Origin of the sequence: Rothia mucilaginosa ATCC 25296, from assembly GCF_000175615.1 — a bacterium.
Classification (GTDB): domain Bacteria; phylum Actinomycetota; class Actinomycetes; order Actinomycetales; family Micrococcaceae; genus Rothia; species Rothia mucilaginosa.
Map to the genome: position 1 here is coordinate 1 of NZ_ACVO01000010.1, position 15037 is coordinate 15037.

Sequence of the window (15037 nt, forward strand, 5' to 3'; positions counted from 1 at the left end):
GTCCGTAGTCTTGACTCACCAAACCAACATTTGCCAACATGTTGTATTTACTCTCAGAAGAAGCACCCTTATACGTTATGCTCCCCTGGGCAATTGGTGTAATTCCAAGAATTGCATTTATTAGCGTTGTTTTTCCCGCGCCCGAGGCACCAACTACTGCAATCATTTGATTATTCATCAGCTCAAGATTAATATCTTTAAGCGCAAAAGACGACGCGCCCTCATACTGAACGGATACATCTTTGCATATAATTTTTGAAATATTTTCATGGTTAGGGTTAGAAGTTTTTATCTCAGAAGCATGGTCGTAAGTATCAGAGTCGCATACCCTTCGGAATTGCTGAACAGATAATGCTCCATTAATAATCTGACCAAATGAATATCCCACCTCTTGGGTCGCGTTAACACAGGTAATGATTCCAATCAGCGATCCGGCCACATACGATATATCGGCGCCTGAATCCACGAGGAAGTACAGGGACGCAAAAAGTAAGACAGAGCAGAGTAGCCCTGCAACTATGGAGATGATTCCTCTAACACTTTCAAGGCTCAATTCCCTACCGGCTGCCCGGCGTCGCCAGGACGCTACGCGTTGCGAGAAAAATCGGGAGGCTCTCATGAGGTGAAGTTCTTGGGCGCGACTTTGAGCCATCAGATTGTCTAGATAGTAGTTCTCTACCCGATAGTCCTCGTACATTAGGGTGTATATAGCGTAATCACGTTTAGCGAGGATTACCATTGCAATAGATAGGGGTAGTGAACACAGTGCCGCAAAAATTGCTGCCACAATGCTGACGTTTGCAATATTAAAACAGAGGAGGAAAACCATCGCAAAGGAACTCACCAGTGTCATAACTGACATGGTGTGAACCTGCAATTCCTGTTTCGATATTGCCTCTCTTGCAGCACGTATATCTTCCTGTGATTTTGTGCTACCAATATCAGACAACGGAAAAGTAGATAACCTGTTATTTAACATGCGGTGAACCCGATAGTTCATCTTTGATTTGAGGATAAGCATGTTACTTCTTACCCAGCGTTGAGCAATGATATTAATTCCGACAACAAGGGCAAGAGCAACGATATAAATCCAGGCCGCGCCACCATTTGAACCGCTCAAGGCTGATACTGTATTACCGATTAGCAAGGATTGGCTCAGGGGAATGCAGGCTATGACGGCTAGTGATAGGGCGACGCTCACTAGGGTCCCAGGACAGGTTTTCCAGGCTAGGCGGAAGGACCAGAGTACAGAAGAAAATAGATTTTTCATTCTCACCACGCTCACAAAGTCGTATTGAACTCATCTTTGAGCCCTGAAACTCCTCGATGAGCGGACATTGAAACACTACCCGTGCCTCACTAACTAACCCTACTCTTCAATGAAATATAAAACACATATATTCGTGCGTGTCCAAGAATATTAAGCAGATATATCTGTGATAGTTCCGGGCATCCAGGGGTCAGCCGACAGCTCTACCCGCAACGCCCCCAGCACCCTTCGTCATAGTCGGTCATATTAAGTTCATATTTCTCCCCAATGTCATGTCCAGAAATATTAGGACATCAACCGCCGTATCCCTTGCACGCCCTCGGAGGCGGTGGGTAGAGTGAAAGCGTTATCTATCAAGAGCGACCGAGAGATCTGGCTCGTCGACGTCGCAGCAACCTCGCCAGTATCCCCCACCGTTACGGTGCAGGGTACGGACAAGGTGCTCCCGCCAGAACCGATAGAGAAGAATACCCTTCGGCACCCCTTGATGAGTCGTACCCGCAAACCGGTACAGCGCATCCTGCAGAAGAATTCGCGCATCCTCACGGTGCGTATCTATCGGGTGAACACGAAGGATGGTTATGGCTACAGTTCACCCGGCTCTTTCTTTTGAGCTATTCCCTCCGCGCTCACAGGCGAGCTGTGAGTCGCTGCTCCGCACCATTGCGGAGCTTGAGGGCACCAACCCCGACTACGTGTCGGTCACCTACGCCGGTGACGCTAAGCGCCGCCAGAAGACCTTGGCGCTGCTCGACCACCTGGTACACGAAACATCCCTCACCCCGCTGGCTCACCTGATTTGCGCAGGCCATTCGGTGCATGAGCTGGAGCGTGCGGTCCGCCTGATTCTGGGTCTGGGTGTGCGCGGTTTCCTGGCTCTTCGCGGTGATATTCAGGAAGGTCAGGTTTCTGAGCTTCCTTTCGCCCGCTACCTGGTGGAGCTCATTCGCCGCGTGGAGCGTGAAGATTTCGCCCACCTGGCAGCTGGCAAGGTGTCGATTGGTGTGGCGGCGTACCCGCAGAAGCACCCCGAGTCGGCGTCCCTGCTGCAGGATATTGAGATTCTGCTGTCGAAGCAGCGTGCCGGCGCAGATTTCGCGATTACTCAGGTGTTCTTTGAGGATGAACGCTATAGCGCCCTGGTCGATTCGGCGCACCTGGCAGGCGTAGATATTCCGATTATTCCGGGCATCATGCCGGTAACCTCGCTGAAGCGCCTGCAGAATCTTTGCCAGATGGCGGGCATGGAAGTCCCGACGGACCTCGCTTACGCCCTAGAGACGGCGACCAGCAACGCAGAGTTGCACCGCATCGGTGTTGATTACGCGCTGAACCAGTGCCGCGCCGTGATGGATGCGGGCGCACCGGGCCTGCACTTCTTCACCTTCAACGAGCATGCCGCGGTGCTGGACGTTCTGGACCAGCTGGACCTGCCCCGATACAGCAACCGTTTCTCCCAGCCCCTGAGCGAGCTGGAATTCGCCTAAACGCGACCCGCTCCGCCCGGCGCGGATGCGCCACCCAAGTTTCCCCCAAAGTACCCCGGGAGCGTCCCGCGGACCTAGGCCCCATCGACGGGGCCGGCAGGGCCCGCTGATTCTCCCAGTTCTATCCCCAGTAAAGGAATATGCACTATGTCTAACGTTGCTTTCCCCGCCGCAACTATTGTTGGCTACCCCCGCGTGGGCCGCTTCCGTGAGCTGAAGAAGGCTCAGGAGGCTTTCTGGAAGGGCAAGGCCACCCTGCAGGAGCTGCAGGATACCGCCGCTGACGTGCAGCGCACCTACTTTGAGCGCGTGACCGCCGCCGGCCTGAAGGCTGACAACTACTCGATTCCGGCGACCTTCTCCTACTACGACCAGGTGCTCGACGTTGTTCGCCTGTTCACCCTGGTTCCCGAGCGTCTGGCCGAGGCTAAGGATGCACGCGGCCTGCTGGATCTGCCCGGCTACTTCGCCCTGGCGCGCGGTACCGAGACCCTGCCTCCTCTGGAGATGACTAAGTGGTTCGACACCAACTACCACTACCTGGTGCCCGAGATTGGTGCCGGTACCGAGATTAAGCTGAACCTTGAGGCTATTGACGAGCAGCTTGAGGTTGCAAAGCAGGCTGGCGTGAAGGTTCGCCCGCAGATTGTTGGCCCGCTGACCCTGCTGCTGGGTGCTAAGGCTGAGCAGGGTTCCGCTGAGGACTTCTCCCCCGTTGACCGTCTGGATGAGTTCGTTGCCGCGTACGCTCAGGTGCTGGAGCAGCTGGCTGAGCGCGGTGTTGAGTGGGTTCAGCTGGACGAGCCGGGCCTGACCGTGGACCGTGCCGACAACGCGAAGGTTGCGCAGCTGGCTGAGCGCACCTACCGTGCCCTGGCTGCTGGCGAGAAGCGCCCGCAGATTCTGGTGACCAGCCCCTACGGTTCCCTGCGTGAGAACCTGCCGGCACTGCTGGGTACCGGCATTGAGGCTCTGCATCTTGACCTGGTGCACGGCGTGTACTCGAAGGCTGAGCTGGAGTCTGTTTCTGCTGCGGGTGTTCACCTGGTTGCCGGTGTTGTGAACGGCCGTAACGTGTGGCGTGCCGATGTTCGTGCCGCACTGAAGACTCTGGAGGCGCTGCCCGGCGCATCCGAGGGTGCCGTGTCTGTGGCTTCTTCGACCTCCCTGCAGCATGTGCCGCACGACCTGGCTCTGGAAGACCCCGCCGAGGTTCCCGTGGACGGCCTGGCGTTCGCCGATCAGAAGGTCGCCGAGATTGCTCTGCTGGCTCGTGGCCTGGCTGAGGGTGAGGCCGCTGTTGAGCCGGAGCTGAAGGCTGCTGATGAGGCGCTGGCTCGCTTCGCCGCTGACCCGCGCAAGCACAACGACGAGATTCGTGCCCGCGCCGCAGCTGTGACTCCCGAGGACTTCGACCGCCCGACCATTGACGTTCGCCGTGAGGCTCAGGCTGACCTGAACCTGCCGAAGCTGCCGACCACCACCATCGGTTCCTTCCCGCAGACCGCTGAGATTCGCCGCCGCCGTGCGGAGGCTCGTGCGGGCAAGATTTCCGCTGAGGAGCTGAACGGCTTCCTGCGTGACGAGATTGCCTCGGTTATCGCACTGCAGGAGGAGCTGGGCCTGGACGTGCTGGTTCACGGTGAGGCCGAGCGTAACGACATGGTTCAGTACTTCGCCGAGAACTTCGACGGTTTCGCAACCACCCGCCACGGCTGGGTTCAGTCCTACGGTTCGCGTTGCACCCGCCCCTCGATCCTGTTCGGTGACGTGAAGCGTCACGGTGAGGGCCTGCGCGGTGAGGCGTTCACCGTTCCGTGGAGCTCCCACGCACAGTCGCTGAGCGACAAGCCCGTCAAGGGCATGCTCACCGGCCCGGTGACGATTCTGGCGTGGTCCTTCGTGCGTGACGACCAGCCGCGCCGCGAGACCGCTAACCAGGTTGCTCTGGCTCTTGCCGACGAGATTGCTGACCTGGAGCAGGCAGGCATCCGCATCATTCAGGTGGATGAGCCGGCTCTGCGTGAGCTGCTGCCCCTGCGCCGCGATGAGCAGCCGCAGTACCTGGACTGGTCGGTGAACTCCTTCCGCCTGGCAACCAGCGCGGTGAAGGATTCCACTCAGATTCACACCCACCTGTGCTACTCGGAGTTCAACGAGATTATCGACTCGATTAACGCTCTGAACGCTGACGTGACCAGCATTGAGGCGGCTCGTTCGCACATGGAGCTGCTGGCTGATATTCCGGAGAGCTTCGTTTCCGGTCTGGGCCCGGGCGTGTGGGACATCCACTCCCCGCGTGTTCCTTCGCAGGAGGAGATTGAGTCCCTGCTGAAGGCTGCGATTGGTTACGGCACTATTGCTGACCTGTGGGTGAACCCTGACTGCGGTCTGAAGACTCGTGATTACGAGGAGACCAAGCAGTCTCTGCGTCACTTGGTGGATGCCACCAAGGCGATTCGCGCATCCCTCTAGGAGGCGCCTATTGGTTCCGCTGCCTGCCGTGGGTTGACCGGATGATGGTTTGCTCGCGGTAACCTGCGGCAGGTGGCGGCTGTTCGGCTTCGTGCCGGTATGCGTACCGACTGTATGCCGAGCTTTTGGGGATAGATAACAGGCCCGCCCGTACGGTTTTTCTTCTGCACCGTGCGGGCGGGTTTTCTGCATCCTGGAGGGGCTACCGCTTTCTCTGCCACCCGCGTAGCCCGCTGAGGAGCGGCAAAATGCCCCTGAGAAGCGTCTGTACCGGTGAGCCACCATCTGGTGCCGTGCCGGGCATCCTGTGGCTTGGGGGCGTAAGAACATAGAATGGAACCATGACTACTAACTCTGGAATCACTAAAGAATGGGTGGATGAAACCGTCAAGCCGGGCGACGATTTCTTCCGCCACGTCAACGGCAAGTGGCTTGCTACCCACGAAATCCCGGCGGACCGCCCCAAGGACGGCGGCCTGTACACCCTCCGCGATAACGCAGAGAAGCACGTGCGTGAGCTGGTGGAGAAGATCGCGAAGGAGCAGCCGGAGTCCCGCATCGGCGCGCTGTACAACTCCTTCATGGATGTTGAGAAGATTGAGGCGGACGGCCTGGAACCTCTGCTGAAGGAAATCGCCCCGATTCTGAACTCGGCAACCCCCTCCCACCTGGCTGTGACCTTGGCGCTGCTGTCTCGTGCGGGTCTGCCGCAGCTGTTCGCCTGGTACACCAGCAACGACCCGAAGGACCCGAAGAATTACACGTTCTTCCTGTACCAGTCGGGCCTGGGTCTGCCGGATGAATCCTACTACCGTGAAGAGAAGCACGAGGCTGCATGCGCGGCGTATGTTGAGCATATTGCCCGCATGTTCCAGCTGACCGGTCTGGCTGAGGGCTTCGGTCTCACCCCGGAGCAGGCGGCTCAGCTGGTGTTCACCCACGAGTCTGAGCTGGCTCGTCTGCACTGGAACGTCGTGGAGAACCGCGACGCTGAGGCGACCTACAACCCGTACCAGGCGACCGAGCTGGACGAGAAGTTCCCCGGCTTCCCGTTCTCGCAGTGGCTGCTGGCTCTGGGTGCTGACCCGGAGACCCTGGGTCAGGTTATTGTGGCTCAGCCGTCCTTCTTTGAGGGTGCGGCGAAGCTGTTCACCTCCATCCCGCTGATGAGCTGGAAGCTGTGGGCTGTGTGGACTGTTCTGCGTTCGCGTGCGCCGTTCATGTACGACGAGCTGGTTCAGGAGAGCTTCAACTTCTACGGCAAGACCCTTTCCGGTACTCAGCAGATTCGTGAGCGTTGGAAGCGCGGCGTGGGCGCTGTCGAGAAGGCTCTGGGTGAGGAGATTGGCCAGGAGTACGTAGCTGTGCACTTCCCGCCCTCGCACAAGGAGAAGATGCTGGTTCTGGTCGGCAACCTCCTTGAGGCGTACCGCGAGTCTATTGAGTCGCTGGACTGGATGACTGAGGCAACCCGTCAGAAGGCGCTGGAGAAGCTGTCGAAGTTCGTCACCAAGATCGGTTACCCCGATAAGTGGCGTGACTTCTCCGCGCTGGAGCTCGTTCCCGGTGACCTGTTCGAGAACCTGCGCCGCACCGGTGCGTTCGATGCTGACTGGCTGATTGCCCGTAAGGGTCAGCCGGTGGATAAGGCGGAGTGGCTGATGACTCCGCAGACCGTGAACGCGTACTACATGCCGCCGGCGAATGAGATTGTGTTCCCGGCAGCGATTCTGCAGCCGCCGTACTTCAACCCGGATGCTGACGATGCGGCGAACTACGGCAATATCGGCATGATTATTGGCCACGAGATTGGTCACGGTTTTGACGATCAGGGTTCCCGCTATGACGGTGACGGCAAGCTGGAGAGCTGGTGGACTGAGGAGGATTACGCGAAGTTCAAGGAGCGTACCGCAGCCCTGGTGGAGCAGTACAACGCGTACGTTCCGGTGGGTCTGGACCCGAAGTTCCACGTGAACGGTGAGCTGACTCTGGGCGAGAACATTGGCGACCTGGCTGGCATGTCGATTGCGTTGAAGGCGTACCGTCTGGCTTTGAAGAAGCAGGGCATTGAGTCGCTGGCTGACGCGCCGGTGATTGACGGCATGACCGGTATTCAGCGTTTCTTCTTCTCGAATGCTCGCGGCTGGTGCACGAAGTCCCGCCCGCAGCATGCTGAGGTGATGATTTCGGTGGATCCGCATTCGCCGGATGAGTTCCGTGTGAACGGTGTGGTGCGCAATATTGATGAGTTCTATGAGGCGTTTGGCGTCTCTGAGGGCGATGCACTGTACCTGGCTCCGGAGGAGCGCGTGCGCATCTGGTAGCATCCCGATAAGGGTATATGCTTTATTGCGCATATAAGAAAAGCGCCCGCCTCGTGGGTTTATTCCACGAGGCGGGCGCCTCTTTTCTAGAGAACTGCGGACGCTACACGAAGGTAGGTATCCACTGCTACTGTGCTAAGCGTTGCGTTAGATAATTTCTAGCGCAATATCCATGTGCAGCGGCTCGGTTGCATCGATGTGGTACTGGCTGTGTACCGGCGAGCCCCACGAGTCATCTCCACCAACGCCAAGCTGACCTGCCAGGATACGCAGGTAGGTGCGGTTGTTCTCGGGCAGCTCCCACTGGTAGGAAGCTTCCTCAATCTGGTAGGAGGAGTAGGGCAGGAGCGATACGTGCAGGCCCTCACCGGCAGTCTGCAGCTGGCGGACACGGAAGCCGTGGTTGCTGTCGTTCGTCACTTCAGCCCAACGGACACCCATGTGGTTGCCGCTTTCCTGAGGTACCAGGTACGGTGCGTAGTCCTGCTCGGGGGTGCTTTCCCACACGCCCAGGCGGACGCCGCTGCAACGGTCGGGGTAGGAGTCACCGGGGCCGAGGCCGTAGTAACGCAGGTGTGAGAACTCGCCGGGCAGTGCCCATTCCAGACCGAATGCGGGCAGGGACGGTGCGTCCTTCTCGCCGGGGTAGTCGATGGTTACTCGCACGTTGCCGGTGCTCTGTGCTTCGTAGCGGACCGTAACAGCGGTGTGAGCGGGGGTTGCCAGCTCATAGGTGTAGGTCACTGCCACGCTGTCATCGCTGGGCTGCTCGACAGCAACGTTAGCGCAACGGGCGTAGCGGCCTGCAACGGTCCACTGGGCGCGTTCGAAACCGTGTCCGGCGCCGCGGTCGTTGTCGGTCAGGGGCCTGAAGGTGGTGAGCTTCGGGGGGCGAATAACATGCTCGGTGCCGTTGTGTACCCAGGAGACGATGCCGCCCTGAGTGCGGGACAGAATAACTTCAGCCTGGTTGTTGCGCAGACCGACGTTCCAGCGGCCGACGGTCACCGTCGCATCTGCTGCGCCTTCAGCGGTGTTTGCTTCAGCCTGCGATGCGGGGATGACGTACTGACCGAAGGCAATTTCGTGTCCTGCAGGAGCCCATGCGGCGTCTTCAGTGAGCACGAGGCTGACGTCCAGGGTTACTTCTGCGTTGTCGGTAGCGTATTCTTCCAGGGGCCAGGGAATTGCCAGCTCGTGGGTGGATTCCGGGGCTACGCCGAAGAAGTAGTCTTCCTGCCACTGAGGAACGCCGTTGACCAGCAGGCTAGCTTTGAAGGTGTAGTCTGCGGTGGAGGTGAAGAGGTTGTCGTTGACGACCGTCACGCCCTTCTGGTCGGGGGTGATGCGCAGGTTGGAGTACACTGCCTTCACTTCAGCGACCTTGGGGCTTACCTTGCGGTCGGCGAAGAGGATACCGTCACCGGAGAATTCGTAGTCGCAGGGGCGTTCGCCGAATGCGCCACCGTAGGCGAGGTATTCGGGGGCGCCTTCGCTCTCACCGGGGTGCCAGAGTGCCTGGTCAATCATGTCCCAGATGAAACCGCCCTGGTAGTGGGGGTAGCGTTCCAGTGCGACGTATTCGTCGATAGCGCCGACCGAGTTGCCCATTGCGTGCATGTATTCGCACATGATGAAGGGCTTCTCAGGGTTGTTCGACAGGTACTTTTCAACGACGTCAGCGTGGGTGTACATACCGGATTCGATGTCGGTGACGTCATCAAATTCGCGGTGCCAGGTGATGCCTTCGTAGTGTACGGGGCGGTTGGGGTCCAGTTCGTGGACTCGGCGGTACATGGAGCGGAATACTTCGCCGCCGTATGCTTCGTTACCGAGCGACCAGATTACTACGGAGGGGTGGTTGTAGTCGCGGCGCATCATGGATTCTACGCGGTCAACGCAGGCGCCTTCCCATTCCATGCGGGAGCCGGGGATTGTGGTCTCGGGGGTGGGAATGTCACCGGGGGTGCACCAGGAGCCGTGAGTTTCCAGGTTTGCTTCGTCAACCAGGTAGATACCGTATCCGTCGGCCAGGGCGTAGAAGCGTGAATCGTTGGGGTAGTGGCTGGTGCGGATAGCGTTGATGTTGTGCTGCTTGCAGAAGAGAATCTCTGAAGTCATGTCTTCAACGGTCAGGACGCGGCCGGTACGCGGGTGGAACTCGTGGCGGTTGACACCCTTGAAGAGGACTCGGTGACCGTTGAGGGTCATGATTCCGTTCTCGATGCGGAAGCGACGGAATCCGACGCGCTGGCTGGTGGATTCTACGGTCTTGCCGTCGTGGAGCAGATCCACCGTCAGAGTGTAGAGAGAGGGAGATTCAGCCGACCAGGGAGCGATACCTTCAAGGGCGTCGGAGGAGATGCGCACGGATGCGTCTTCGGCGGCGACGGTACCAGACCAGATGACCTGGGTGCCGTCAAGGACGCTAGCCTGCAGGGTGTACGCCTTGATTTCTTCACCATTGAGGGTGACGAGAGCGTCCAGGTGTGCTTCGCCGGTGGGTGCATCGTAGTCTGCTTCAACGGTGAGGGAGGCGATGCTGACTGCGGGGCGGGCTACCAGGTTCACAGCGCGGAAGAGGCCGTGGAAACGCCACGAGTCCTGGCCTTCCAGCCATGAAGCGCTCGAGTATTCGTAGCATGCGACGGTCAGGGTGTGGTTGCCTTCTGCGCCCTTGCTGACGATATCGGTGATGTCGAAGGAGGTGGTGGTGTAACCGTCTTCTGCGTAACCAACGAAGATGCCGTCGACCCACACGTAAATTGCGGTTGCGAAGCCTTCGAAGGCGAGCGTGATGCGGCCTGATTCGCTCAGCATCTTCTTGAGGTCGCCCTCCAGGGTGAAGTGCTTGCGGTAGAGGGCTACGTGGTTCTTCTCGGGGATGTGAGGAGCTTCGGGGTTTTCGTGGCCGTCCCAGGGCATCTGGATGTTGACGTAGGCGGGGCGCCAGAGTCCCTCAGTTTCCAGGGTGGCGGGGACGGGGATGCTCTGGTAGTCGCTTTCGTCGAGGGCGGGGGCGGCGAATTCTGCGGTGGTGACATCAATTTCTGAGGCCCATGCAGTGCGGACAGCCCACGTGCCGTTGAGGCTCTGCTGGGGGTTTGAGGAGTGATGGTCGGAGTGCGCTGCTTCCCTGTTGACAGCGTACACAGTGGGGTCATCAAGCCACGCTGCTGAGGGTGACTGGGAGGAGACTACGGGAGTCGTTTGTTCGGTGGAAGACATGTCTTCCTTCCTCTCGTATACATCTTTGTTTGGTCCCTTTAAGGATGCCGGAAGGCGTGATGATTGCCGCCTACATTCTGTTCATTCTTTTCCCGCAGAACTTGGCTCTGGTCTACGTGGCACTGGTCCTGTTCTACACCCCGAACACCTTCATCCAGATGACCGCTATCTTGGCGCTGACCGACTCCATTGAGTACGGCCAGCTGAAGACCGGTCAGCGCAACGAGGCAGTTACCCTGTCCGTCCGCCCGATGCTCGACAAGATCGCTGGTGCTCTCTCTAACAGCATCGTGGGTGTGGTTGCTGTTGCTGCCGCTATGACTAACGGTGCAGATCCTAATAGCCTCACCGCGCAGAACATTCAGACGTTCAACACGGCTGCTTTCTATGTGCCGCTGGCCATTATTGTGTGCTCGTTCCTCGCCTTCTTCTTCAAGGTTTCTATCTCTGAGAAGGAACACGCGAAGATTGTGAAGGAGCTTGAGGCGAAGCTTGCTTCTGCATAGGTAAAAGCAGGGTAGGTCCTTCACCGCATGAGAGAGGCGCCCGCCTCGTGGGTTTATTCCACGGAGCGGGCGCCTTTTAGGTGTAGAAGCTACGCGCTTCTAGGCTGAAGCTTTTAGGAAGCAGAAGCCGAGGACGAAGAGGAAGAAGTACGCATACCGGTCAGCTTCCACGCACCGTTCTCGTAGACACCGTGCAGGGTGCGCTCCACATCGTTCTTACGGTCCGAATCGGAGGAAGCGTTCTCCACACGGTCCTTGCTTGCGATGAACTCACCGCTGTCCATGGTCAGGCGGATATTCCAGTTGTAGGCGTCGCCATCACGCTCGGGCTGTGCGGTAAGCATGGTGATGGTGACGGAGGGGTCCTGCATCCAAATCTTGCCCTGCTGCAGGCCAGCACCCAGGGTGCCTTCTTCGGGTTCGAGCATGTTCTTCAGCTCGGAGTTGTCAACCGCGCATTCACGCAGGGGTTCGGTCTTGCCGGTACGCATGTAGTACTCAATGGCTGCGCCGAAGAATGCGATGGACTGGTACAGGCCTTCTACGCTGTTCTCGTTGGCGACGGCGGGCTTGGTCGGCACGGGGGCGTTCTTGGACGGCTCGGTGCGGGTTGCGGGCTGGTAGTCGGAAGGCTTGGAGGTGTAGCCGTCGAGGGTTGCAACGCCGGAGTAGTCGGTGCGTGCGGTCTTGGACGTAGTTGCGGAAGCAGATGCGCTACCGGATGCGTTGCCGCTGGTTGCCTGGGGCTGAGCACCGCAGGCTGCCAGGAGGGTTGCGCCGCCGGTTACTGCAAGCAGGCCGAGGGCGGATCGGCGGGTTACGTTCTTCATGGGTTCTCTCTATCTGTGGTGCATTTTCCGCACCGTGGTGCGGGTGATGCCTACGGCATCTAACGGGAAGACGGCACTACGTGAGTGTAGTGCCGTCTTCCAGTATATGTTTATTGGGCTTGGGATTCTTTAGCCGCCGTAATAGTAGTAGTGGCTGTAGGAGCTACCGTAGTAGTCGCTGATGACGATGCGGCCGCGGCGGCCGTAACGGTGCGAGTAGTAGCCGTTGTAGGGGGTGCGGCGCACGGTGGGGCGGTAGGTGGTTGCCTGTGCGGGGGTGAGCAGTGCGCCGAGGGCGGTTGCTGCGCCTGCGCCTGCGGCGGCGAGTGCTGCGCGGCGGGTGAGGCGTGCGGGCTTCTTGGTGGCCATGATATGCCTTTCGGGGTTGGTGTTTCTGTGAAGTGACGTGGCGTGTGCACGGCGTGCGGCTGTGCATTAACCATTTCTTATTGTAAGCCTCAACGTTAATGTTTTTGCGCGCAGAGTGCACCTTCTAGTTGAGGGTTAGACCATGCGGGCTAGTCAACGTTTTTCCGGCAGAAAAATTACGGAAATATTGGTTGAGAAACACGCCGGGCACACGCTAAATACGGGCTGAATTGCGGGCTACATGTCTACTTCGGCGAGGCCCGAAATTTCCTTGTCCTTGATGTGCGGGATGGTGGAGTTCCAGTTCATCCACGCCTTGACCTGCGCAGCTTCTTCGGGGTTGTTCATATCTGGCCAGCGGTCGTTTTCGATCCTGAATCGGGTCATTGCGAGGAGGGGGTAGCCCTCATAGATGGGCCCGAAACGCGCAATGCGCTTACCCGATTTCGTGTCGAAGGAGACGGAGTCTGAAATTTCACTGTCGGAACTCTGCGTATACGTGACCTTATCGATCGCGTTGAGCGGGTAGAAGGTTTTATTGTCGTGCCCGTTGTCCTCTTCGAATCCTTCCGGCGAGATTTTAGTGTAAGAACCAGCGGTTTCGTTAAAGACATATAGAAGAAAGCACGTGAAGAGGAAAGCTCCGACATCATATAGAAAATGGAATCCTATATCGCCCAGCAGATGCACCATAAACATCAGAGCAGGGGTCATGGGAAGCGCGACGGCAAGCACAATTATTTCGGAGCGGTCGCTTCGAGTAATGTAAATGTTTTTGGCGTACAGCTTCTTGTCTCGGCGTCGGTTGATTTCGTAGACAATGATGGACCGGACCATCTTGTACATCTGTAGGACATTTACTACGCCCCAGAGGGCAATCATGGTGTAGTTCATCATCATGGTGGTCAACTACCCTTTCTGTTTTATCGGTGACCGGCAGCCTTCCGGCAACGATGCGGAGGGTGCGGGTTCGTTCTCAGAGTAGCCGAGGAAATTGGGTGGTTAAGCCCAGATTCGGGTTATCTGCAGAGTGGTTGCCGAGTCTTCACCGGAGCATTGCGTCGAGTTAACCTTCTGGTCAGATACCGTGCGATAGGCTAAGGATGTGCCCGCCACCTCGCCGTAGCGAGCACGATTCACCAACCACTACCGCACAAGGACGTACACACTATGAACGCTGCTGAAACCGGAACCCTTTGGGGGCTTATCGTCGCCCTGATACCGGGTATCCGTATTAAGCTCGGCAAACCCACCCTGAATAAGAGGCAGAAGAGACCCATCGCGGCGTTTATCTTCTTCTGGTTTGTGACTATTCTCGGGTTTGTCGGTGCACCGCTTATTTGGCTATCTCTTGGTCGCTGGGATGCCCAACCAGGAACAGAAGAATTTACTGTTGCAATTTCTGGCCTCATTTTTAGTATCGTGTCTCTTGGTCTGCTGGGCGCTATCCCGCTGAACCACTGCTACGCCTTCTACCTTGAGCTGCGTGAGGATCACGTGCGGTGGCGTAATTGGCGGTGGAAGGAACGCACTTTCACCTACCCCTCGATTACGTTCGCACATGTGGAGAACAACGGCAAGAACGGGTTCTTGCGCATCGGCAGTACCGAAATGGGTAAGCGTACCTGCAGCTTTGACCCGTATCAGTTCGATGCGACGATTCTTATGGCGCAGGTGCTGTACCGTGACGATCACGGGCGTTGGGCTGAGGAGGACGGTCTGGATGTGATGAGTGTGGTGGGGATGTATGGCTCTTCGCGCGATATTTATGCCCAGTTTTATGACTTGTGTAAGACGAAGTATGTGGTGGGTGTGACGAAGAGTGAGCGTCAGAAGCGCCGCCGTAGGGCTGCGCGTAATGAGGCGCGTAGGCTGGAGCGTCAGCAGGCGCGCGAAGAGGCACGCCGCGAAAAGGAATGAGTTAGTGAAGCTGTAAATTTCTACGCTGGGAAGAGGTGATTCACGGTGAAAAATAATGTTTCGAAGAAAAGGAATAGTTCAAAGAAAAAGAAGAATAAAGTTACCTTCAAAGAGTATCTTCGTAGAAAAGGAAGAGATATTTGGTATGACCGTGAAGCCATTATATTTTGTGTAGGTGTTATCGCCGTATTTGGTTTTTTATATTTCATGACTCATTACAACCCGAATAATGACTCTGAAATATGCACTATCGAGTCGGTTGAAATTATTGAGCACGAGGACCCTTACGCAATCTCCGGTGTCTTTGAGACGGAAGAGTGCGGAACTATCACGATGTGGCACGCTCCCGATGGGGAACGTATCTACCCCTACCTCAACAGTATTGAGGCGGGTAAGAAATATAGGGCCTATAAGTCCTTCGATACCCGTAACGATGAAACAGGCTTCACCGCCATCCGCTTTGAAGAAATCAAAGAATAACCAGCTCATGAGCCATAAATAAAGCCCCGGGTGGCGCGAGTCTTCAACTCGCACCGTCCGGGGCTTTCCATATGAAATCGGCAAACCATTTCGCGCCACCCTTCACCTTCAACAATTCAGGAGGGGTAGGCTCCCCCTCGGGGCATCT

The 15037-nt window shown here is 57.4% G+C and carries 11 protein-coding genes and 1 riboswitch; of the genes, 6 read left to right on the forward strand and 5 right to left on the reverse strand.

The window, feature by feature from the left end:
• Positions 1 to 1201 (reverse strand): ATP-binding cassette domain-containing protein (locus ROTMU0001_RS02910; protein ID WP_245534275.1); only part of this gene is annotated, 1201 nt, incomplete at its 3' end.
• A 416-nt stretch (positions 1202 to 1617) separates the two neighbouring features.
• Positions 1618 to 1734: riboswitch (SAM riboswitch) on the forward strand.
• Positions 1735 to 1851: 117 nt separating this feature from the next.
• Between ROTMU0001_RS02910 and ROTMU0001_RS02915 the strand changes: the two genes are divergently transcribed.
• The 3 genes from ROTMU0001_RS02915 (at position 1852) to ROTMU0001_RS02925 (ending at position 7556) form a co-directional block, all read left to right on the forward strand.
• Complete coding sequence (locus ROTMU0001_RS02915; RefSeq protein ID WP_005508033.1) at positions 1852 to 2757, forward strand: methylenetetrahydrofolate reductase; 906 nt, start codon at positions 1852 to 1854, stop codon at positions 2755 to 2757.
• Between the two features lie 147 nt (positions 2758 to 2904).
• Positions 2905 to 5232 (forward strand): 5-methyltetrahydropteroyltriglutamate--homocysteine S-methyltransferase, encoded by a 2328-nt coding sequence (metE, locus tag ROTMU0001_RS02920; protein WP_005508034.1) that lies wholly within the window; start codon positions 2905 to 2907, stop codon positions 5230 to 5232.
• A gap of 341 nt (positions 5233 to 5573) precedes the next feature.
• Positions 5574 to 7556 (forward strand): M13 family metallopeptidase, encoded by a 1983-nt coding sequence (locus ROTMU0001_RS02925; protein ID WP_005508036.1) that lies wholly within the window; start codon positions 5574 to 5576, stop codon positions 7554 to 7556.
• A gap of 147 nt (positions 7557 to 7703) precedes the next feature.
• Here the strand turns inward: ROTMU0001_RS02925 and lacZ are convergent, their stop codons facing one another.
• The gene (gene lacZ, locus ROTMU0001_RS02930; RefSeq protein WP_005508037.1) at positions 7704 to 10784 is read right to left on the reverse strand and encodes a beta-galactosidase, LacZ type; all 3081 of its coding nucleotides are present in this window, start codon (positions 10782 to 10784) and stop codon (positions 7704 to 7706) included.
• Positions 10785 to 10843: 59 nt separating this feature from the next.
• On the opposite strand from lacZ, the gene ROTMU0001_RS02935 reads away from it, so the two are divergent.
• Positions 10844 to 11290, forward strand: a complete 447-nt coding sequence (locus ROTMU0001_RS02935; RefSeq protein WP_080548158.1) for an MFS transporter — start codon at positions 10844 to 10846, stop codon at positions 11288 to 11290.
• 113 nt (positions 11291 to 11403) lie between these two features.
• Here the strand turns inward: ROTMU0001_RS02935 and ROTMU0001_RS02940 are convergent, their stop codons facing one another.
• From ROTMU0001_RS02940 to ROTMU0001_RS02950, 3 genes are all read right to left on the reverse strand, one after another.
• On the reverse strand, positions 11404 to 12120 hold the full coding sequence (locus ROTMU0001_RS02940; RefSeq protein ID WP_005508039.1) for a DUF6318 family protein: 717 nt from the start codon (positions 12118 to 12120) through the stop codon (positions 11404 to 11406).
• 129 nt (positions 12121 to 12249) lie between these two features.
• Positions 12250 to 12489, reverse strand: a complete 240-nt coding sequence (locus tag ROTMU0001_RS02945; protein ID WP_005507323.1) for a hypothetical protein — start codon at positions 12487 to 12489, stop codon at positions 12250 to 12252.
• Positions 12490 to 12726: 237 nt separating this feature from the next.
• On the reverse strand, positions 12727 to 13389 hold the full coding sequence (locus ROTMU0001_RS02950) for a hypothetical protein (RefSeq protein ID WP_005508041.1): 663 nt from the start codon (positions 13387 to 13389) through the stop codon (positions 12727 to 12729).
• A 270-nt stretch (positions 13390 to 13659) separates the two neighbouring features.
• Between ROTMU0001_RS02950 and ROTMU0001_RS02955 the strand changes: the two genes are divergently transcribed.
• Positions 13660 to 14409 carry a hypothetical protein gene (locus ROTMU0001_RS02955; protein WP_005508042.1) on the forward strand — a complete coding sequence of 250 codons (750 nt, stop codon included), beginning with the start codon at positions 13660 to 13662 and terminating at the stop codon, positions 14407 to 14409.
• A gap of 45 nt (positions 14410 to 14454) precedes the next feature.
• A complete protein-coding gene (locus ROTMU0001_RS02960) occupies positions 14455 to 14889 on the forward strand; it encodes a hypothetical protein (RefSeq protein ID WP_005508043.1) in 435 nt (144 codons plus the stop codon).
• Positions 14890 to 15037: the final 148 nt, after the last annotated feature.